Source organism: Brevundimonas sp. S1H14 (genome assembly GCF_047716865.1).
GTDB classification, from domain to species: Bacteria; Pseudomonadota; Alphaproteobacteria; order Caulobacterales; family Caulobacteraceae; genus Brevundimonas; species Brevundimonas naejangsanensis.
Window position 1 is genome coordinate 3,073,560 of record NZ_CP136679.1, and the last position, 20,671, is coordinate 3,094,230.

The 20,671-nt window shown below is 67.5% G+C and carries 20 protein-coding genes; 8 read left to right on the forward strand and 12 right to left on the reverse strand.

Annotated elements, in window-relative coordinates; all coding sequences use genetic code 11:
- Positions 1 to 32: 32 nt before the first annotated feature.
- The 4 genes from RSD66_RS14855 to otsB form a co-directional block, all read right to left on the reverse strand.
- A complete protein-coding gene (locus tag RSD66_RS14855) occupies positions 33 to 1,187 on the reverse strand; it encodes an OmpA family protein (RefSeq protein ID WP_024354901.1) in 1,155 nt (384 codons plus the stop codon).
- Between the two features lie 421 nt (positions 1,188 to 1,608).
- Entirely contained in the window at positions 1,609 to 2,985 is a 1,377-nt protein-coding gene (locus tag RSD66_RS14860; RefSeq protein WP_024354902.1) for an alpha,alpha-trehalose-phosphate synthase (UDP-forming), read from the reverse strand.
- Complete coding sequence (locus tag RSD66_RS14865; RefSeq protein WP_415288471.1) at positions 2,982 to 4,766, reverse strand: glycoside hydrolase family 15 protein; 1,785 nt, start codon at positions 4,764 to 4,766, stop codon at positions 2,982 to 2,984. The genes RSD66_RS14860 and RSD66_RS14865 overlap by 4 nt, the downstream gene beginning before the upstream one ends.
- The gene (gene otsB / locus RSD66_RS14870) at positions 4,756 to 5,541 is read right to left on the reverse strand and encodes a trehalose-phosphatase (protein WP_024354904.1); all 786 of its coding nucleotides are present in this window, start codon (positions 5,539 to 5,541) and stop codon (positions 4,756 to 4,758) included. The genes RSD66_RS14865 and otsB overlap by 11 nt, the downstream gene beginning before the upstream one ends.
- A gap of 202 nt (positions 5,542 to 5,743) precedes the next feature.
- Here otsB and RSD66_RS14875 point away from each other — a divergent pair, with 202 nt between their 5' ends.
- From RSD66_RS14875 to RSD66_RS14890, 4 genes are all read left to right on the forward strand, one after another.
- Complete coding sequence (locus RSD66_RS14875) at positions 5,744 to 6,739, forward strand: KpsF/GutQ family sugar-phosphate isomerase (protein ID WP_415288472.1); 996 nt, start codon at positions 5,744 to 5,746, stop codon at positions 6,737 to 6,739.
- The gene (locus RSD66_RS14880) at positions 6,739 to 8,004 is read left to right on the forward strand and encodes a glycosyltransferase family 4 protein (RefSeq protein WP_415288473.1); all 1,266 of its coding nucleotides are present in this window, start codon (positions 6,739 to 6,741) and stop codon (positions 8,002 to 8,004) included. The genes RSD66_RS14875 and RSD66_RS14880 overlap by 1 nt, the downstream gene beginning before the upstream one ends.
- A gap of 35 nt (positions 8,005 to 8,039) precedes the next feature.
- Entirely contained in the window at positions 8,040 to 9,182 is a 1,143-nt protein-coding gene (locus RSD66_RS14885) for a polysaccharide biosynthesis/export family protein (RefSeq protein WP_415288474.1), read from the forward strand.
- A 92-nt stretch (positions 9,183 to 9,274) separates the two neighbouring features.
- A complete protein-coding gene (locus RSD66_RS14890; protein ID WP_415288475.1) occupies positions 9,275 to 9,673 on the forward strand; it encodes a hypothetical protein in 399 nt (132 codons plus the stop codon).
- On the opposite strand, the gene RSD66_RS14895 is transcribed toward RSD66_RS14890, so the two are convergent.
- The 6 genes from RSD66_RS14895 to rpmH all read right to left on the reverse strand — a co-directional run bounded on the left by RSD66_RS14895 (position 9,670) and on the right by rpmH (position 14,399).
- Positions 9,670 to 10,662, reverse strand: a complete 993-nt coding sequence (locus RSD66_RS14895) for an LLM class flavin-dependent oxidoreductase (RefSeq protein ID WP_415288476.1) — start codon at positions 10,660 to 10,662, stop codon at positions 9,670 to 9,672. The genes RSD66_RS14890 and RSD66_RS14895 overlap by 4 nt on opposite strands.
- 70 nt (positions 10,663 to 10,732) lie before the next feature.
- The gene (locus RSD66_RS14900; RefSeq protein ID WP_415288477.1) at positions 10,733 to 11,236 is read right to left on the reverse strand and encodes a DUF3617 domain-containing protein; all 504 of its coding nucleotides are present in this window, start codon (positions 11,234 to 11,236) and stop codon (positions 10,733 to 10,735) included.
- A 72-nt stretch (positions 11,237 to 11,308) separates the two neighbouring features.
- Entirely contained in the window at positions 11,309 to 11,977 is a 669-nt protein-coding gene (gene yihA / locus RSD66_RS14905; protein WP_415288478.1) for a ribosome biogenesis GTP-binding protein YihA/YsxC, read from the reverse strand.
- A 4-nt stretch (positions 11,978 to 11,981) separates the two neighbouring features.
- Positions 11,982 to 13,784: a membrane protein insertase YidC gene (yidC, locus tag RSD66_RS14910; RefSeq protein WP_415288479.1), complete on the reverse strand. Its 1,803-nt coding sequence runs from the start codon at positions 13,782 to 13,784 to the stop codon at positions 11,982 to 11,984.
- A 5-nt stretch (positions 13,785 to 13,789) separates the two neighbouring features.
- The gene (gene rnpA, locus RSD66_RS14915) at positions 13,790 to 14,230 is read right to left on the reverse strand and encodes a ribonuclease P protein component (protein WP_024354912.1); all 441 of its coding nucleotides are present in this window, start codon (positions 14,228 to 14,230) and stop codon (positions 13,790 to 13,792) included.
- Between the two features lie 34 nt (positions 14,231 to 14,264).
- Entirely contained in the window at positions 14,265 to 14,399 is a 135-nt protein-coding gene (gene rpmH / locus RSD66_RS14920; protein ID WP_024354913.1) for a 50S ribosomal protein L34, read from the reverse strand.
- Positions 14,400 to 14,578: 179 nt separating this feature from the next.
- Here rpmH and RSD66_RS14925 point away from each other — a divergent pair, with 179 nt between their 5' ends.
- From RSD66_RS14925 to RSD66_RS14935, 3 genes are all read left to right on the forward strand, one after another.
- Positions 14,579 to 15,307: a TVP38/TMEM64 family protein gene (locus tag RSD66_RS14925; RefSeq protein WP_415288480.1), complete on the forward strand. Its 729-nt coding sequence runs from the start codon at positions 14,579 to 14,581 to the stop codon at positions 15,305 to 15,307.
- On the forward strand, positions 15,304 to 16,764 hold the full coding sequence (locus RSD66_RS14930; RefSeq protein ID WP_346525095.1) for a HAMP domain-containing sensor histidine kinase: 1,461 nt from the start codon (positions 15,304 to 15,306) through the stop codon (positions 16,762 to 16,764). The genes RSD66_RS14925 and RSD66_RS14930 overlap by 4 nt, the downstream gene beginning before the upstream one ends.
- A 95-nt stretch (positions 16,765 to 16,859) precedes the next feature.
- Positions 16,860 to 17,387, forward strand: a complete 528-nt coding sequence (locus tag RSD66_RS14935) for a cell wall hydrolase (RefSeq protein ID WP_415288481.1) — start codon at positions 16,860 to 16,862, stop codon at positions 17,385 to 17,387.
- Between the two features lie 73 nt (positions 17,388 to 17,460).
- Here RSD66_RS14935 and RSD66_RS14940 read toward each other — a convergent pair whose 3' ends face one another.
- Positions 17,461 to 18,504 (reverse strand): ribonucleotide-diphosphate reductase subunit beta, encoded by a 1,044-nt coding sequence (locus tag RSD66_RS14940; protein WP_024354917.1) that lies wholly within the window; start codon positions 18,502 to 18,504, stop codon positions 17,461 to 17,463.
- A gap of 149 nt (positions 18,505 to 18,653) precedes the next feature.
- Here RSD66_RS14940 and RSD66_RS14945 point away from each other — a divergent pair, with 149 nt between their 5' ends.
- A complete protein-coding gene (locus tag RSD66_RS14945; protein WP_415288482.1) occupies positions 18,654 to 19,310 on the forward strand; it encodes a glutathione S-transferase family protein in 657 nt (218 codons plus the stop codon).
- 3 nt (positions 19,311 to 19,313) lie between these two features.
- Here RSD66_RS14945 and RSD66_RS14950 read toward each other — a convergent pair whose 3' ends face one another.
- A complete protein-coding gene (locus tag RSD66_RS14950; RefSeq protein WP_415288483.1) occupies positions 19,314 to 20,633 on the reverse strand; it encodes an acetyl-CoA hydrolase/transferase family protein in 1,320 nt (439 codons plus the stop codon).
- Between the last annotated feature and the right edge of the window lie 38 nt (positions 20,634 to 20,671).

Below are 20,671 nucleotides of genomic sequence, written 5' to 3' on the forward strand. Positions count from 1 at the left end.
CGGGGGCCGGGATGAGCCGGCCCCCTTGAGCCTTAGAAGTTGATGTCGACGGTGGCGCGGCGGTTCAGCGGCTCACGCACGCCGTCGCCGGTGGCCTTGGCCGGCTGGGTCTCGCCCTTGCCGTCCAGCGAGATCACGCCGCCGTTGACGCCTTGAGCGACTAGGGCGTCAGCCACGGTGCGCGCACGGCGGTTGGACAGGCCCATGTTGTAGGCCGCGTTGCCCGAGGTGTCGGTGTGGCCGACCACCAGCACGCGCGTCGGAGCGCCCGACTTGGCGTAGTTGGCGGCTTGCGTCACCACCGAGCGGGCTTCCGCCGTCAGGTCCGAACGGTCGAAGTCGAAGTAGACCACGAACTGACGCGCAGCCGGCTTGGCCGGAGGCGGCGGAGGCGGCGGCGGGGGCGGCGGGGGAGGCGGCGGAGGCGGCGGCGGCGGGGGCGGCGGCGGCGGCGGGGCCACCGGCTCGGCGCCGAACGCATAGCGCAGGCCCAGCGTCACGGTGTGCGACTGGTCATAGTCGCCCGCCAGGGTACCGAACGGAATGGCGCCCGTGCCCGAGGTGTTGGTGTCGAACTCCATGTCGCCCGTCAGATAACGGTACGTCAGGTCGATGTTGGCGCGGTCCGAGACGGCCCAGGCCAGACCGGCGATCGCCTGGGCGGCGAACTTGGTCGAGCTGTCGTCAGCGGCGAAGGCCACGCCCGGCGTCTGACGCAGGCGGCCGACGGTGTCGGTGTTGACGCGGTTGGCGCCAACGCCCAGGCCGACGAACGGACGGATGGTCCAGTCCGGCGAACCGAAGTCATAGATGACGTTGGCCATCAGGGTGGTCGACGTGATGTCGCCTTCCGGCGAGTGGCACGGACCGGTGGCCGGCGTCAGGTTGCACAGGCCCTGCGGACCCGAGACGGCGCGCACGCGGCCGATGTCGCCCGAGCGGTAGCCGCCTTCGAGCTCAACACGCCAGTTCGGGTTGAAACGGTAGCCCAGGCGAGCAAAGGCCGCCCAGCCGTCGTTGACTTCCCAGTTCCAGTTGTGGCCGGTCGCCGAAGCTTCCGTATTGATGTCGTCGATGATGTGGTAGCCGGCGTCGATCGCGCCGTACCAGCCATCGGGCTCAGCCGATGCTGCGCCGGCTGCAAACAGCCCGGCTGCAGCGACACTGGCCAGAAGTTTCAGCTTCATGGTGTCCTCACACTCCTTAGTTAATCCGATAGCCGACACGTACCCCGCGAAGGCGCTCGAAACCCGAACGACATTGCAGTGCGGCAGTTCCCTCTTCTAGCGTTGATTGTGGCGACTGTGGCGCCGTTTCAACACAAAAAATCGTCCCCGCCTCGGTGTCTGACAACAGGGCTTCACTGTCTGGACGAACCTGAACGAGCGATGAACCTGCGGACTTTGCGACAACTTACTTGCGGCGTCATAACCGGGGTCGGCGATGAATTCCACAACATCCCGACACAGATGGTTAAAGACCAGACGATCAGGACTCTCAATTGCCACGCCCAGCCCTCTGCGTCCGCAGCTTGAAGGGTTGCAGTCAGACGAATTCGCCGCATTCCGGCCTCGCCGCACCGCGCAAATGAGGCGTTGCGCCGCGGGGCTAGCTCTCTGCAAGCAGGGCGCGCACGAACTGATCGCGCCAGTGGGCGACGTCCGTGTCGCGGACGACCTGCATCAGGGCCTTCCACTTTCGGATACGCTCTTCCAGAGGCATGGTCAGAGCCTTGCGGATGGCGTCGGACAGTTCTTCGCGGCTGAAGGGGTTGACCAGCAGGGCCTCGCCCATCTGTTCGGCGGCGCCGGCGAAGCGGGACAGGATCAGCACGCCGGGGTCGTCAGGGTCCTGGGCGGCGACGTATTCCTTGGCCACCAGGTTCATGCCGTCGCGCAGCGGGGTCACCAGCCCGACCCTGGCGGCGCGATAGATGCCCGCCAGCTGGTCGCGCCGGAAGGTCCGGTTCAGGTAGCGGATCGGCTGCCAGTCCATGTCGGCATAGGCCCCGTTGATGCGCCCGGCCAGGGCTTCCAGCCGAGCGCGGATATCCTGATAGGTATCCACGTCATCGCGCGAAATCGGCGTCACCTGCAGCAGGAAGACGTCGCCCCGCATCGACGGATTGTCTTCCAGGAACTGCTCATATCCGAGCAGGCGCTGTTCCAGCCCCTTGGAATAGTCGAGCCGGTCCACCCCCACGATCATGGAGCGGAAGGCCGCGCTGGCCGCGATACGGTCATAGGTCTTCTGGCCCAGCAGGGAATCGCGCGCCGCCAGGAAGCCGTCCACATCGATGCCGATGGGAAAGACGCCGAGCTGAACGCTGCGGTCGAAGGCTTCGACACGGCCGCCCGGCCCGACCACGCCCTTGGCCTCGACCTCCACATAGCGCTGGAACAGTTCCATCCACTCGCGGGTCTGGAAGCCCAGCAGGTCGAAGTGGAACATGGATTTCACCAGGCGTCGGTGATGCGGCAGGGTGACGAGCAATTGCCGCGCAGGCCAGGGCGTGTGCAGGAAGAAACCGATGCGGTTCTTCACCCCCAGACGGCGCAGATCCCGCGCCATCGGGATCATGTGGTAATCATGAATCCAGATGACGTCGTCGGGCTGCAACAACGGCTGCAACACCTCGGCGAAACGGCGGTTGGTGCGCTCATAACCCTCGCCATAGGATCGCTCATAGGCCGTCAGGTCGACGCGGTGATGGAACAGGGGCCATAGGGTCTTGTTGGCGTAGCCGTTGTAATATTCATCGACATCCTGAGGCTCCAGATCGACGGTGGCCACCGTGACGCCGGCGCGATCCTCGACGTTGAGCTCGCCGGTGAAATGCTCGACCGTCTCGCCGGACCAGCCGAACCACAGGCCGTCATATTTCCGCAGCGCCGCCGACAAGGCCATGGCCAGACCGCCCGCCGAGCCCGCCGCCGGGTCCTTGGGCGCCGAGACGCGGTTCGAAACGACGATCAGGCGGCTCATCGCGCGTCCTGCCATGAACGACTGAGCAGGACGGCGCAGTTGATGATCCCGACCAGAGAATAGGTCTGGGGGTAGTTGCCCCACAGTTCGCCGTCCTGGATCGAAATATCCTCGCTGAGCAGGCCCGCGTGTGTGCGGCGGCTGAGCATCTCCTCGAAGATGACGCGCGCCTCCTCGACCCGGCCGTTCAGCGCCAGGGCCTCGATGTACCAGAAGGTGCAGAAGTTGAAGGCGGTCTCGGGCTCGCCGAAATCGTCCGGGTGGATGTACCGGAACAGATAGGGGCCGCGCTTCAGGTCGCGCTCGATCGCCTCGAAGGTCTTCACCTGGCGCGGGTCGCGGGCGTCGAGGAAGCCCAGGTCCGTCATCTGCAGCAGGGCGGCGTCCAGCTCGGTTCCGCCGAAGCTGGCGGCGAAGCGGCCCTCGTCGGGAAGGTAGGCTTCGGCCTCGATGCGCTCGCGGATGATGCGCGCCCGCTCGCGCCACAGTTCACAGCGATCGTTCAGGCCCAGGTGAAGCGCCGCGCGGGCCAGACGGTCGCAGGCCGCCCAGCACATGACCGAGGAATAGGTGTGCACCCTGGCGATGGTGCGGAACTCCCACAAGCCCGCGTCGACCTGATCGTGCATGGCGAAGGCGCGGTCGCCGACCTTTTCCAAAGCGCGGAAATCCTCGACCGTGCCGGGACGCAGCAGGCGCTGATCGAAGAAGGCCTGAACCAGCGGCAGGACGATCTGGCCATAGACGTCGTGCTGAAGATGCTCATGCGCCTGATTGCCGACGCGCACGGGCTTCATGCCGCGATAGCCTTCGACGCTGTCGACGATGCGCTCGACGATGGCGGGCTCCAGCCCCACGCCATAGACCGGCTGCACATGGCCGCCCGCCGAGGCGTCGACCAGATTGCGCAGATAGCCGAGGTAGTTCTCCAGGATATCCACCGCGCCCAGGCGGTTCAGCGCCCGCACCGTGTAATAGGCGTCGCGGATCCAGCAGTAGCGATAGTCCCAGTTGCGCCCGCTCTCGGGAAATTCGGGCACCGACGTCGTCATGGCGGCGACGATGGCGCCGGTCTCCTCGTAGACGCACAGCTTCAGGGTGATGGCGGCGCGGATCACCGCCTCCTGCCAGTCCAGCGGCAGATAAAGCGTGCGCGTCCAGTGCTTCCAGTGGGCGATGGTCAGGTCCAGCGCCGCGTTGACGCCCGCCAGCACCGACTGGTCATAGCCTTCGTCCGGGCCGAGGAAGAAGGCCATCTCCTCTTCCAGACGGAAGGTGCGCTCGTTCAGCACATGGCTGACGGGACAGTTGGTGGTCAGGCGCAGCGTCACGTCGCTGCACAGATAGCGGACGTGGTTGGAGCCCGAGGTCCGCTCGGCCGCCCGCGCGCCCCAGTCGGCCGAGGGGCGCAGGCGCACGGTCACGCGCGGCGATCCCGACAGGGGCCGCAACACCCGCGCAAAGGCGATCGGCCGATAGATGCGCGAGTGCTTCAGATGGCGAGGGCAGAAGTCAATGATCTCGACGGCGGCGCCGTCCTCGGCCGTCAGGACGGTGCGCAGCACGGCCGTGTTGCGCACATAGGCCTGTTCGACAGTGGCGAGGCCCTCCAGTTCGACGGCCCAGAAGCCGTGCTCGGGCTCCTCGCCGTCCATCAGGGCGGAAAAGACCGGGTCGTCGTCGATGCGCGGGGCGCAGGCCCAGACGATGCGGCCGCGCCGGTCGATCAGGGCGCTGACGGAGCAGTTGCCGATGGGGGCGAGGTCGAGGTCAGGCTTCATGGCGAGCCTCCTTGTGAACGTCGGCGGCGACGGCTTCCAGCCAGTCCAGAACGGCGGACACGCCGGGCAGACCATAGCGGGCGGCAGTCGAGCGCGGCGCGCCGACGAGAACGCCAAAGCCGCCGAGCGCCTGCGCCGCCTCGAACCCGGCCTCATCGGTCAGATCGTCGCCGACCATGACGGGGACAGCGCCGAGGAAGGGCGGCTCCTGCATGAAGGCGCGGACGGCCGTGCCCTTGTCCGCGCCGGGGGTCTTAAGCTCCAGCACCATTGAGCCGGGCTGCAGGGTCAGGCCCGTCGCCGCCGCCAGATCGGTCGCCAGCCGCGTCGCCGCCTCGCCCTCGGTCGGAGCCTGACGGAAATGGAGGCCAGCGGACAATCCCTTGTCCTCGACCAGAACGCCGGGTCTGTCAGCGGCGAAGGCATGGAAGGCCTGCAAGGCCTGCCCGATGGCGGGCGAGGGGGCCGTCCGCAGCAAGGCGCCGTCGTCTCGCCGACGCTCCAGCCCATGCACGCCGGAAGCGGCGCGCGCGGCGCCGTCGCTGATCCGATCGATCTCGGCCAGGGTGCGACCGCTGACCACAGCCGTTCGTCCCTGCAGGACCTGCGTCAGCCGCGTCAGAACCGCCGTGCGGCGCACGTCAGGGCCCACGGCGTCCGGCGTCGGCGCAAGGGGCGCAAGCACGCCATCTAGGTCAAGAAACAGGGCGAGGCCCGGCAAGCAGACGGGCGGGTGAGGCAGGCGCGGGGGGACGGCCCCCTGAGCATCGGACATCAGGCTGAGGTTTCGACTTTCCCATTAGTGAGACCGTCACAACGCCCCAACACCGCAAAGGTTGTAAAAGATTCTCAAACGGGCGGATCGGAAAGTTTTGAGCGGCGCTTTCCGAACGCGCCATTGTGCGAAGCAGCTTATTGGGGCAATTCCCGCTGCTGTACGAAGAGCCGCAGAAGCGGCCCCGGCGCCTGGAACCGTCATGACCGCCATTTCCGCCCCTTCTACTCCCGAACAGCTCGCCGCCATGTCAGACCGCGCCCGCGAGGTCGTGCGCCTGAACATAGAGGCGCTTGAGGCGCTGGAGCGGTCGCTGGATTCCTCGATCGCGCGGGCGGCCGATGTCATCCTGTCACGGCCGGGCTATGTCGTGGTCACGGGCATGGGCAAGTCGGGACACATCGGCGGCAAGATCGCCGCCACCCTGGCCTCGACCGGCACCAACTCCTTCTTCGTCCACCCGGCCGAGATGAGCCACGGCGACCTGGGGATGCTGCGCCCGGACACCACGCTTCTGGCCCTGTCCAACTCGGGCGAGAGCCGAGAGCTGCGCGATCCGCTCATCTTCTGTGCGCGCAACGACATTCCGGTGATCGGCCTCACCCAGAGGCCGCAGAGCTTCCTGGGCCGCCACTCCGACGTCTGCCTGACCATGCCCAAGGTGGCCGAGGCCTGTCCCAACGGCCTGGCGCCGACGACTTCGACCCTGATGTCGCTGGCGATGGGCGACGCCCTGGCGATGGTGCTGATGGACCGGCGCGGCTTCACGCGGGAGGATTTCGGCCTGCACCATCCGGGGGGCTCGCTGGGCATGAGCCTGCAGACCGTGCGCGAATGGATGGGCGACAACGCCGCCGCCCCGGCCAGCGTGCCTCTGGACGCGGATTTCAGAACCGTCGTTTCGGCCATCACCGAGGGGCGCAAAGGCGCGGTCGCCGTGCTGTCGCCGGACGGCGCCCTGGCGGGCATGATCACCGACGGCGACGTGCGCCGCGCCTTCGCCAACGACATCACGACCCTGCACGCCGAAGACATCATGAGCCGCAGCCCGATCACGGTCGATCCGCAGGCCCGGATGAGCGACGTGGTCGATCTGTTGAGCGCCAACAAGATCAGTAATCTGTTCGTCGTCGATGAGCGCCGCCCGGTCGCCATCATCCACATCGCCGAGCTGATGCAGGCAGGATACGTCTCCTGATGGTGCAGGACGTGCTCTTCGACGCCAGTCGATTGCTCAGCCGGACCGAACGCAGTGCGCCGACCGGCGTGGACCGGGTCTGTCTGGCATACGCCGAGTGGCTGATCGAGCATCCCGTCTATCGCATGACGCCGGTGCGGGCGCGCAAGGATCAACTGGCGCGCGTCGACAACGACTGGTTCCGCCAGCGCCTGACCGAGCTTCGGATGCGCTGGACCGGCCCCGGCGCGGTGTCCGAACTCAACGGCGAGGCCCGTAAACTGTTCGACGCCCTGAGTTCGCCCGAGGACGACGCCTCGGTCATCGGCCATGCCCCCGAGGAAAGCCCGCAGCTTCGCAAGAAGCCGAAGCGGGTGTGGAAACAGTATTTCCGGTCGCGCCGCATCGCCGCCCCGCCTGCGGCGCGCGCCTATATCAACGTCGGCCACACCAGTCTGAATACGCCGGACATCCTGACCTCTTTGGCGCATGGCGGCATCGAACGGATCATCATGGTCCATGATCTGATCCCGGTGACGCACCCCGAGTTCTGCCGTCCCGGCGACGGGGCCAAGCATGAACGGCGCATGGAGAATGTGCTGCGCCACGCCTCGCGCATCATCGTCAACTCCCACTATACAGCGGATGAACTGAGCCGCTTCGCCGCCCGGTCGAACCTGGCCGCCCCGCCGATCGACGTCGCCCACCTGGGGCTGGAACGCACCTTCGACAGCCGCACCGCCATCACGGCCGCCCGCCCCTATTTCCTGCACGTCGGCACGATCGAGGCCCGCAAGAACCTGGCCTTCCTGCTGACCGTCTGGCGGCGGCTGCAGGAGACGATGGGCGCCGAGACGCCGCGCCTGGTTCTGGTCGGGCGTTATGGCTGGGAAAACGAGGCGGTGCTGGATCACCTGCAACGCTCGCCCAATCTGCGCGGCCTGGTGCATCAGGCGGAAAACCTGCCTGACTGCGCCCTGTCGGCGCTGATGCGCGGCGCCCGCGCCATGGTGGCGCCGTCGTCGGTCGAGGGCTTCGACCTGCCCGCCGTCGAAGCCAGCGCCATGGGCGTGCCTCTGATCGCCTCCGACATCGCCGCGCACCGCGAACTGGTGCCCCACGCCCGCCTGATCGACCCGCTGGACGGGCTGGGCTGGCTGAGCGCGCTGGAGGACTGGACCCGCAACCCGCCCGTCGCCCCGCCCTATTGCGCGCCGGATTGGGAGCACCACTTCGACGTCGTTCAGGACCGGGTGCTGTCTTCCTCTGGCGGCGCGACCGCCTGAAGGGTAAGCATCTGATGAAATTGAACAGAGGCCCCATGACCAGAACCGCCGCCAGCCTGCTCATCGTCGCCCTTCTGGCCGGGTGCTCCACCCTGCCACGCGACGGGCCGTCCGGGCGCAATGTCGTTCAGGGCGCCTCCTCGCCCGAACGCGCCGGCGACTACGCCCTGATCGATCTGGACTTCGCCCTGAGCGAACGTCTCAAGGCCGCGCCGCCGCCGTCATTCTCGAGCTTGGCCCTGGCGTCGTCGGACGCACCGACCGACATCATCGGCATCGGCGACACCCTGGCCGTCAGCGTGTACGAACCCGGCGGCGGTCTGTTCAGCGGCATGGGAACCACGACCGCCACCTCGGGCGCGCAGATGCTGCCCCCGCTGGTGGTAGGCCGCACGGGCGCGGTGCCTATCCCCTTCGCGGGCGAGGTCAATGTTCAGGGGCTGACACCGTCGCAGGCTGCGGCCGCCGTGCGCCGCGCCCTAATCGGCAAGGTCGCCAATCCGCAGGTGATCGTCACCATCGGAGCCAACGCATCCAACGCCGTCACCGTGCTGGGCGATGTCCGCAACCCGGGCCGCCAGCCCCTGTCCTCCAACCATGACAGGCTTCTGGACGTTATCGCCGCCGCCGGGGGACCGTCGCGCTCGCTGTATGATATCGATGTGCGGATCCAGCGCGACGACAAAGTCTATACGGCCCCGCTGTCGATCGTCACGACCGAGTTTAACGAGAATGTGCGCCTGCAGCGCGGCGACCAGGTCAATCTGGTCCACAAGCCCCGCCGCTTCAGCTCTTTCGGCGCCTTCAACGCCGTGGCGCGCAGCGAACTGCCGTCCGGCCCACTGACCTTGGCCGAAGCGCTCAGCGGCGTCGGCGGCCTGGACTCCAACCTGGCCAACGCCCAGTCGGTGCTGATCTTCCGCTTCGAGCGGCCTGAAGTGGCGCAGGCTCTGGGCATTCAGCAGGCTCCCACCTCTCGCGGGGTGCCGGTCGTCTATCGCCTGAATCTGAACGAGGCTGAAGGCTTCTTCATCGCCAGCAACTTCCAGATGCAGCCGGACGACGTCATCTACGCCCCGCGCGCCGGGGCCGCAGAGATGCGCAAATTCTTCGAGTTCGTGCAGAGCATGACCCGCGTCGTCTACGACGTCTCGGTGACCAGCACGCTCAACCGCTGACGGAGCAAGTCTTGTTCAGCCGCTTCGGACGATCGCGAGAGCCTTCACCGCAGCGGCTGAACGATGGGCGCTCACGGGAAGCCGACGGCCGCTTGGCTCTCGGCGCAGAAATCGACGCCATCGAGGCGGCGGCGCTCGAAATCTACGTCCGTCACGGCCTGCCCGGAGACATCGGCCACTACCAGCGCGCCGACCGTCAGGCGCCGTGGGAAAAGCTCGAAGAGACCCTGACGCCGGAACAGCGCTGGGCCATGGTGCAGGCCGCTCCAGAAGGCGAAGGTCGCCGTTTTGCGTCCAGCGCAGACCTCGGCGTCGATTCGCCTGTGCCTGAGGTGCGCAGGGCCGCCGCTGTTCTGGCCGCCTGTCGCGGGCTGAGACAAAGACTCGCTGAGGCGGCCGGCTTCACCGCCCAGGACCTGGCAGATGCGATTCAGTTGGGCGCCGCCGCACGGCGCCTCGAAGATGACGACGCTCAGGACATATCCAGTTAGACCGCCGCCCCCGCCGCCTCGGCCAGCAACTCCAGCGAGCGTATCCGTGCGGCCGGGTCCCAGATCTGGCTGGTGAGCATCAGTTCATCCGCCTCGGTTTGGGCGATGAAGGCGTCGAGGGCGGCCCTGGCGGTCGCCGGGGCGCCGACCGCAGAGCAGGCCAGGGCCGCGTCGATCATGCCGCGCGCCGCGCCGTCCAGCCGCTCGTAATAGCCCTCGACCGGCGGCGGCAGCTTGCCGGGGCGGCCGGTTCTCAGGTTGACGAAGGCCTGCTGGACCGAGGTGAACAGCAGGCGCGCCGCCTCGTCCGTCTCGGCGACGAAGGCGTTGTAGCCCAGCATGACATAGGGCTTGTCCAGGTGCTGCGACGGGCGGAAGGTCCGGCGATAGATGTCGATGGCCCGCATCATCTCGCCGGGCGCGAAATGGCTGGCGAAGGCGTAGGGCAGCCCCAGATGCGCCGCCAGTTGGGCGCCATAGGTCGAAGAGCCCAGAATCCAGATCGGCACGTCCTGCCCCTCGCCCGGATTGGCGATGATGCGCTGATCCGGCGCGGCGGGCTCGAACCACTGCATCAGTTCCATCACGTCCTGCGGGAAGGCGTCGTGGTCGCCCTGAAGCGTGCGGCGCAGGGCCCGCGCCGTGGCCTGATCCGAGCCAGGCGCGCGACCCAGTCCCAGGTCGATGCGGCCGGGGTGCAGCGCGTTCAGGGTGCCGAACTGTTCAGCGATGACCAGTGGGGCGTGGTTGGGCAGCATGACCCCGCCGGCGCCGACGCGGATGGTCTTCGTCGCCGCCGCTACTGCGCCGATCACCACCGAGGTCGCCGCGCTGGCGATGCCCGGCATGTTGTGATGCTCAGCCAGCCAGTAGCGGTTGTAGCCCAGCCTCTCGGCGTGGCGGGCCAGATCGATGGTGTTGGCGAGCGCCTGGCCCACGTCGGAGCCTTCCGGCACGGGGGCGAGGTCGAGAATGGACAGAGGGATCATCCGACCGATATGGGGCCGCGCATGCGCGACGCCATACCGGCCGTGACGATCAGTCGTCTATTGGCGCCGCTTATTGACCGGCGGGGCAGTCGCCGATGCGCTCGGCCGTCATGGTGACCTTGGTCTGTGCCATCTGCGGCGTCGGCGCCGGGTCCATCTTGGTGGTGACCTCGGTGACGTAGCGGCTGTTGAAGTCGCCGGTCACGCGGATGGTGGAATCGGCCTTCATATTGCCCGGCAGGGTGCACGACGAGGCAGCGACCATGGCGTCGCCCTGGCGCGCGAAAGGCTGGATCGTACAGTCGGCACCCGGCTGCTGGGCGCTGGCCGGCGCTTCCAGCTTGGCGTCCTTGATGCAGACGTCCTGCGCCGGGACCGAGGCGCCCCCGGGCATGCCTTCCATGGCGGTGGACACGCGCCACAGGCCGGGCTTGGGCGCGTCGAGCGTCGCCGGGGCCGTCGAGGCGATCTCGGCCCCCTCAGCGGCTGGGCCTTCGGCCTTGTTGTTGTTTCCGCAGGCCGACAGACCCAGCAGGCAGGCGACGGCGACGCCGCCGATGATCGCTGAACGCATGACGCGCTCCCCTCTCGTTAAGAACCAGGGGACAACGCCGGTCCGGCTTAACGGTTCACGCCAACGTGAGAGTCAGTCGAGAACGACGCCGGTCGTGCGCATGATCTCGGCGCGCAGTTCAGGCAGACCCAGGCCCTTCTCGGACGAGGTGACGGCCACGTGGGGGTAGGCGGCCGGGCGTTTGGCGATGGCCTTCAGCGTCGCCGCCTGCACCTTCTCGGCCTCGCCCGCCTTCAGCTTGTCGGCCTTGGTCAAGACGATCTGATAGGAGACGGCGGACAGGTCCAGCGCGTCCAGCGCCTCGTCGTCGACCTTCTTCAGGCCGTGGCGGCTGTCGATCAGCAGATAGACGCGCTTCAGCGTCACCCGGCCGCGCAGATAGTCGCGACCCAGGTCCTGAAACTTCTTCACTGTCGTTTTCGACGCCTTGGCCCAGCCGTAGCCGGGCAGGTCGACCAGACGCATCCGACCGTCCAGATCGAAGAAGTTGACCTCGCGCGTGCGGCCCGGCTCGTTCGAGGCGCGCGCCAGCTTGTGCATGCCCACCAGACCGTTGATCAGGCTGGACTTGCCCACGTTCGAGCGACCGGCGAAGGCGATCTCGGGCAGGTCCGGCGTCGGCAGCTGCTCGATCTTGGCGCAGCCCATGATGAAGGTCGCGGGGCGCGCGAACAGCACGCGCGCCGCCTCGATCTCGGCGTCGGCGTATTCGCCGACCTTGTGCTCGTCAGAAGCGTCCAAACGATCAGGCCTTCTTGAAACGGGCGATGAAGCTGTCGATCGGGTTTTCGGCCCCGAAGCGATGCATGATCACATATTGCTGGATGATCGACAGGACGTTGTTCCAGGCCCAGTAGATCAGCAGGCCGGCCGCGAACGGGGCCATGATGAAGGTGAAGACGATCGGCATCAGGGCGAAGATCTGACGCTGCATCGGGTCCTGCGCCGGCGGGTTCATCGCCATCTGCAACCACATGGTTAAGCCATAGACCAACGGCAGCACGCCTAGGTGCAGCGGGCCGTTCAGGATGGCGCCCAGCACCGGCAGGGTGGCCGGGTCCCACGGCACGGCGCCGAACAGGTTCCACACCGTCGATGGGTCGCGCGCCGACAGGTCGCGGATCCAGCCGAAGAAGGGGGCGTGACGCATTTCGATGGTCACGAACAGCACCTTGTACAGGGCGTAGAAGACCGGGATCTGCACCACCATCGGCAGACAGCCCGCCAGCGGATTGATCTTCTCCCGCTGATACAGGGCCATCATCTCCTGCTGCTGCTTCTGCGGGTCGGAGCCGTGCTTCTTCTTGATCTCCTCCATCTTGGGCTGGAGGGTCCGCATCTTGGACAAGCTCTCATAGGACTTGTTGGCCAGCGGGAAGAGGATCAGCTTGACCACGACCGTCAGGGCCAGGATGGCCAGGCCGAAGTTGCCCAGCACGCCGTAGAAGAACTCCACCACGGTGAAAATCGGGCGCGTCAGGAACCAGAACATGCCCCAGTCGATGGCGTAGACGAAGCGCGGCAGGCCCAGCGACTCCTCATAGCCCTTCAGCACCTCGGCGCGCTTGGCGCCGGCGAACAGACGCTGGGTCTCCTCGATCTGGCGGCCCGGCTGGATGGTGTGGGTCGCGCCCAGCATGGCGGCTTCGTGGATGTTCATGCCGTCCGCGTCGCGCACCGAGAAACGGCCTTCGATGGCTTCGTTCTGGGTCGGGATCAGGGCCGCCAGCCAGTATTTGTCGCTGACGCCCAGCCAGCCGCCGACCGATTCCTTCTGGATGCGCGGCTTCTTGGCCCAGTCCTTGTACTTCACCTGTTCGGTGGTGAACTTGCCGTCCGAACCGAAGGCGCCGATGGCCCCCTCGTGCAGGATCATCTGCTTGCCCAGATCAACCGGAACGCCCTGGCGCTCGACACGGCCGTAGGGGGCGATGGCGATGGCCTGGGTCCCCAGGTTGGCCACCGTGTCCTTGACCGTGAACATATACTGCTCGTCGATCGAGACGAGGCGAGTGAAGCGCAGGCCCGCGCCGTTGTCCCAGGTCAGCTCGACCGGGGTGGTCGGCGTCAGGGTCTCGCCTTTGGTCAGGCGCCAGACGGTGTTGGGACCGGGAACGCCGCCGGGGACGTTGGGGCCGCTCCAGCCGAACTGGGCGAAATAGGCGTGCTCCATCCCCTGCGGGCGGAACAGCTCGACCGGCGGCGAATTCTTGTCCAGCGTCTCGCGATAGCGGGTCAGGTACAGGTCGTCGATGCGCGCGCCCTGCAGCGACAGCGAACCCTTCAGCGTCGGCGTCTGGATCGGCACGCGGGCGACGGCGCCCAGGGCCTCGCCCCGGTCCTTGATGAAGGCGCCCGGCGCGGCCGACGACGACGTCAGCCCGGCGTCGGCCGAGGCCTCGCGCGCCTTCTGCTGCTCGGCGGCGACGATCTGCGCCTGGCGGCGGCTCTCGGCCTGCGGGCGCATCACCATGAAGTAGTAGACGCCCATGATCAGGGCCGCGCACACGAAGAAGATGATGGTGTTGCGCGAATTCTGGGTCTGCATCGGGATCAGCGGTCCTGGTCGGCGGGGCGCGGGTCGGAGGGGACGCGGGTCGGTATCGGAGCGGGCGAAACGGCCCGTTCTCCCATATCGGGAGCCGCGCGCGGGGTTGCGAGCCTTGTAAGGGCCGATTTCACATCGTCAAGCAAGCGGTCCCAGTCACGGTCCGCCGTGCCCATGCGGGCGATGAACACATAGTCGCATCCCGCCCGCCCGTGGAGCGGCGTCAGCAGGCGCGCGGCCTCGCGCAGACGGCGCTTGGCGCGGTTGCGCACGACGGCGCCGCCGATCTTGCGGGTGGCGGTGAAGCCAAGGCGCACTGAGGGGTCGCCATCGGCGCGGTCCAACTGCTGGACCACCACGGCGCCTCGGGCCTGAGAAACGCCTTTGGCGGCCGCCAGAAACTGGGGCCGCCTCAACAGGCGATCGATTTTCATCAGATCGGTCATGCGCCCCGCCCTGAAGGGAAATGGGCGCGTGACGTCAGGCCGTCAGGCGCTTGCGGCCTTTGGCGCGGCGACGCGCGACAATCTTTTGGCCATTCGCGGTGGCCATCCGCGAACGGAAGCCGTGACGGCGCTTGCGCACGAGTCGCGACGGCTGATAGGTCCGCTTCACGGTCGGCTCCGGGTTACTGGGGTTGGCGACAGACACAAGCGTCAGCCGCGAGAGAGGCGGGCGTATAAGCGGCGACAGGACGGGAGTCAACGCCACAGCCGCTTTTCCGTGCGCTCGACAGACGCGCGCGACGGCTGGAAATCCGCTAGGGATGCAGAAGGAAGAGGACGGAGCGCGGTTTGGACCGGGTCAAAAGATTTCTGCCCCTGGCCGTGCTGCTGGCCGCCGCCGCCCTGATCTTCGGCATGGGCTGGAATCGCTATCTGTCGCTGGAGACCCTGCGCGAGCACGGCGCCGCGCTGGAGGCGCTGGTCGCCCAACGCTATCTGCTGATGCTGGGCGCCCTGATGCTGGTCTTCGCCCTGCTGACGGCCAGCGTGGTGCCGGGCGTGGTCTTCATCACCGTGACGGCGGGCTATCTGTTCGGGCCGTGGGTCGGGGGCGTGGCCACCGCCTTCGCCGCCACCGTCGGCGCCCTGGCCGTCTATTATGTCGGGCGCACGGCCCTGGGCGATTCCCTGCGCCGCCGCGCCGCCGCCGATACGGGCCTGCTTAACAGAGTCTGCGCGGGCGTGGACAAGGACACCTTCTGGTATGTGCTGATCGCCCGCCTGGTCGTCACCGTGCCGTTTCACATGATCAATGTGGCGGCGGGCGTGATGGCGGCGCCCTTGCGCCCCTATGTCATCGCCACCTTCGTCGGCCTGCTGCCCGCCCACATCATCTATTGCTGGATCGGCGACAGCCTGCATGAGGTGCTGATCACCAACCCGAACCCCGACATCCGCAGCCTGTTCGCCGAGTTCTTCTGGCCCCTGATGGGCGTGGCCTTCCTGTCGATGCTGCTTCCCCTGCTGCTCAAGCTGGGCCAGAAGCTGCGCGGCCGCGCCCGCATGGAGGCGTCATGACGGTCGGCGAGATGCAGTCCCATGCGCCCGAAGTCACGCCGGTGACGGAAAGGCCCGAGCCGCGCCGCCGGTTCGCCCTGCCGTCGCCGGACGGTCTGTCGGTGCGGCTGCTGGTGCTGACAGTCGTCTTCACCCTGTCTGTCGTCGGCCTGATCATCGTGCCCAGCGCCGCCTCCTTCCAGGAGCGGTGGCTGATGGACCGGCTGCAGGCGGCCGAACTGGCCTCGGTCGGGGTCGAGGCCCTGCCCTATTCGGCGGTGGAGGATACGACGGCGGAGCAGTTGCTCAGCATCGGCGGGGTGCAGTCGGTCGTGGTCGGCGAACAAGGCGTGCGCCGCCTGCTGCTGCAGGCCCCCAACCTGCCGCGCGCGCCCGAACTGATCGACCTGCGCCAGCGCAATGTCGGCGCGCGGCTGCTGGACCCGTGGAAGACCCTGTTCGGCCACCCGGACCGTTCGCTGCGGGTGCAGGCGGCGCCGCGCTATCGCTCGGGCGACCTGATCGAGATCCTGGCCCCGGCCCAGCCGCTGAAGAAGGAACTGGCGACTTTCCTGCGCAATAACCTGGCCGTGGCCCTGCTGATCGCGGCGATGGCGGGCGGCCTTCTGTACGCCGCCCTGTCCTATCTGGTGCTGCAGCCGCTGGGCCGGGTGACGCGCTCGATTGAGCGCTTCGCCGCCGATCCCGAAAGCCCGGCCGAACCGCCGTCCAACCGCCGCGACGAGATCGGCCGGGTCGAGCGCGAACTGGCGCGGATGCAGGAGGAGGTGCGCCAGTCCCTGCGCTCGCGCGCCCGTCTGGCGGCGCTGGGCGAGGCGGTGGCCAAGATCAACCACGACCTGCGCAACATGCTGACGTCGGCCCAGATGGCGTCCGAGCGGCTGTCGACCTCGTCCGACCCGCTGGTGGCGACGGCCCTGCCCCGGCTGGAGCGGGCGCTGGGGCGCGCCTCGACCCTGGCGCGCAACGTCCTGGCCTACGGCAAGACCGAAGAACCGGAGCCCCAGCGTCAGAAGATGCTGCTGGCCCGCGCCGTGGCCGCCGCCGCCGAGGACGCCGGACTGGAGCCGGACGGGGTCAAGCTGGTGCGCGACCTGCCCGCCCGCTTCACCGTCAACGCCGACCCGGACCAACTTCACCGCATCCTGGTCAATCTGATGCGCAACGCCCGGCAGGCCATCGAGGCGAACGCCGAGACCGGAGGCAAGGGCGCCATCACCGTCAGCGCCGCGACCGAAGGGGCTGAGGCCGCCATCCTCATCGCCGATGACGGACCCGGCATCCCTCCGCGCCTGGCCGAGCGCCTGTTCGAGCCCTTCGTCAGCGGCAGCAAGACGGACGGCACGGGGCTGGGACTGACCATTTCGCGCGAACTGGCGGCGAACCACGGCGGCTCGCTGACGCTGGTCGACACCGGGCCTTGGGGCGCACGGTTCGAATTGCGCCTGCCGATCTGACAGGCAGCCAAACCGGCTCACAAAGCGTTGTTTCCCTGAAGCCTCGGAAACGCCAAGCTTGCAGCGTTCCGTCGCCGCGTCCGAAGGAGATTTCGATGATTCGCTTTTCCGCCCCGCGAAACGCCGCCCGGGTCCTGCCCCAGACCCTGGCCTTGACGCTAGCTCTGACAGCCCTCGCCGCGCCCGCCGGCGCCCAGTCGACGGCGCCCCGCGCCGACCAGCCGCAGACTCAGGCCCAAACCCAGTCGCGCGACCACGTCGCCGAAATGCTGATCAAGGGCGAGCGCTACCGGCGCGCGCCCGATTCGAAGCAGGACCCCGACGAACTGCGTCGGACCCAGGCTCTGAATGCCGAAATCGTCGCCCAGAACGATCTGGCCGAGAACGAAGACCGCGCCAATCAGACCGCGCAGGCCGAGGCGCAGCGGCGCTGGCAGGCCGAGCTCGATCAGACGGAGGCCGACGCCCGCGCCGCCCGCGAACGCCACGAGGCCGATCTGCGCGCCGCCGGGGAAGCCCAGGCCCGCTATGACCGCGAGATGGCCGACTGGCGCGCCACCGTCGCCGCCTGCGAACGCGGCGACCGCGCCCGCTGCAACGCCGGGCGTCAGGGGCCGAACTAAGCCTTCAGCAATAGAAAAGGCGCCGCCGACCTTGCGTCAGCGGCGCCTTTTTACTTAGTCGCAGCGGGCCGGATCAGGCTTCGACGCTGTCCGTGCGGCGCTTCATCATATTGTCGAAGCTGTCCCAGACGCCGTCGGCGCCGTGCCAGGCCCCCTGCGTCGCCGCCTTGGAGTATTCGGTGGCGCGCGCCTCGAAGAAGTTGGCGTGCTCCACGCCGCTGAGCAGCGACTGCAGCCAGGGCAGCGGGTTCTCGGTCACGCCGTAAACCTCGGGCAGGTTCAGCTGGCGCAGGCGCCAGTCGGCGATGAAACGGATGTAGGCCTTGATGTCGTCGGGCGTCATGCCGTTCACCGGGCCCATCTCGAAGGCCAGGTCGATGAACTTGTCCTCCATCTCGATCACCGTCTTGCAGCAGTCGACGATGTCGTCGGCCACGGCCTTGGTGACGGCGCCCGTCTCCTTGTTGAAGGCGTGGTACAGCTTGATGATGCCCTCGCAGTGCAGGCTTTCGTCACGCACCGACCAGGACACGATCTGGCCCATGCCCTTCATCTTGGACTGGCGCGGGAAGTTCATCAGCATGGCGAAGCTGGCGAACAGCTGCAGCCCCTCCGAGAAGCCCCCGAACATGGCCAGGGTCCGGCAGATGTCGGCGTCGCTGTCGACCCCGAACTGGCCCATGTAGTCGTGCTTGTCCTTCATGGCCTCGTATTCCATGAAGGCGCCGAACTCGCTGTCCGGCATCCCGATCGTCTCGAGCAGCAGGGCGTAGGCCGCGATATGGATCGTCTCCATATTGGCGAAGGCGGCCAGCATCATCTTCACCTCGGTCGGTTTGAAGACCCGGCCGTAGCGCTCCATGTAGTTGTCCTGCACCTCGATGTCCGCCTGGGTGAAGAAGCGGAAGATCTGGGTCAGCAGGTTGCGCTCGCCGTCGTTCAGATTGGCCGCCCAGTCCTTGACGTCCTCGCCCATCGGGACTTCCTCGGGCATCCAGTGGACCTGCTGCTGCTTCTTCCACATGTCGAAGGCCCACGGATAGCGGAACGGCTTGTAGGCGGCCGAAGGGGTCAGCAGGCCGGGCGTGCCGGGACGAATGATAGCGGGAGCGTTCATCGAAAAAGACCTGGGGCGAATCCGGAGAAGATGCGTTTCACCATGCGTCCGTCAGCGCGCGGGGACAAGGGAAGATGCGCACATCTAGCGATCACATTTCTCTCGACCGCTAGATATGGTGTTTCGATGACAGGAAATTGGGGAGGAAGATGGGGATGGTTTTCACGCTTTACGGCGCCACCGGATCCGGCTCTGTTCCGGTCGAGGCCACGCTGCGGCTGATCGGACTGGACTATCGGGTGGTCGAGGCGCCGACCTGGGAAGGCGAGGCGGAGCGCGACAAGGTGGCGGCGGTCAATCCCATGCGCCAGGTGCCCGCCCTGGTCACGCCCGGCGGCGAGGTCGTCACCGAAAGCGCCGCCATCCTGATCTGGCTGACGGACGCCCATCCGCAAGCGCGGCTGTCGCCGACGCTGGACGATCCGCGCCGGGCGCAGTTTCTGCGCTGGATGAGCTTCATCCCCGCCTCCATCTATTCGATGTTCTGGGTGCGGGACGAGCCGTCCCGCCTCGGGGGCGATGATCCAAAGGCTCAGGCCGAAATCCAGCAGCGCACCCTCGACCGCATCGCCGCGTGCTGGCGGATGATGGACAGTCAGGTTACGCCCGGCCGCTTCCTGCTGGGCGAGGAGATGACGGTGCTGGACCTCTCTGTCGCCGTCGCCAGCCGCTGGACGCCGCGCCGTCGCCGCTTCTATGCCGAAGCGCCGGGCATGGCCGAGGTCGTGCGCCGCGTCGACGCCCTGCCCGCCCTGCAAGACTTCTGGGCGGAGCGATTCCCGTTCGACGACGGCTGGGAGGGCTAGGGCCTAGATCAGACCCATCGCCCTCGCCTCCAACTCCAGCCCCTCGCGGAACTCGGGCGCGGCCAGGCCGATTAGGGCGCGGGCGCGGGCGTCGTCGGTCAGTCCCTTCAGATTGACCGCCCCATGCTCGGTGACGACGTAGTGGATGTCGTTGCGGGGCGTCGTCGCCGGACCGTCCAGCCGCGCCACGATGCGCGAGGCGGTCCCCTTCGCCGCCGTCGAATGGCAGGCGATGATCGACTTGCCGCCCTGCGACACCGCCGCTCCGCGCACGAAGTCCAGTTGGCCGCCCGCCGCCGTATACTGCCGCCCGTTCAGATATTCGGAGCAGCATGCCCCGAACAGGTCGATCTGAAGGGTGGCGTTGACCGAGACCATCCTGTCATTGCGGGCGATGACGGCCGGGTCGTTCACATAGTCGACCGGATAGGCCTCGACGGCCGGGTTCTCGTGCAGGAACTGATAGGTCGAGCGGTCGCCCATCGAGAAGGTGAACACCGTCTTGCCGGGATGCAGGGTCTTGCGCGCATTGGTGACGACGCCCGCCTTCATCAGTTCGACCAGACCCGGTGTCAGCATCTCGGTGTGGACGCCCAGATCGCGATGATCGTGCAGGGCCGCGCACACGGCGTCCGGCAGGGCGCCGATGCCCATCTGCAACGTCGCCCCGTCCTCGACCAGCCCCGCGATCAGGGCGCCGATGGCCAGATCCTGCGGCTGCTGCGGCGCCCTGCCCGCCTCCAGCAGGGGCGCCGAATGCTCGATCAGGGCCGCGACCTGAGAAACGTGGACGCGGCAGTCGCCGAACACGCGCGGCATGTGCGGATTGACCTCCAGGATCACCCGCTGCGCGCTCTTCGATACGGCCAGGGCGTAGTCGGTGTTGGTCCCGAAACTGAAATAGCCCTCGGCGTCCATCGGCGAGACGGTCGCCAGCAGGGTGTCGACGCCGATCTCCTGCGTCAGCACCCGAGGCGCCTGCTGAAAGCCGGTCGGCACGAACCAGACGGCGCGGCGGCCTTCCTCGATCGCGCGCGCCTCCAGCTTCCGTTCGATGGCGCCGTGGAACAGGCTGTGCGGGCGGATGCGGTCGGTCAGTTCGTAGCGCATCACCGTCTCGCCCGCGATGGCGGTGGACAGCAGGTAGTAGAGGTTGATGTCGCCGACCTGCCGCGCCTCGGCCCGGTCGGCCAGGGCCTTCAGCAGGGCCGGCGGCTGGCCGACGCCCAGGGCCATAGCCACCTTGGCGCCCGACGGTATCAGGGCGGCCGCCGCCTCGGGCGTCGTCAGCCGTTCGGCGTATAGGGCGGCGAAATCGGTCATGGGCAACTCCTGAAACGTCGTCCTTCTTTATCCGACAG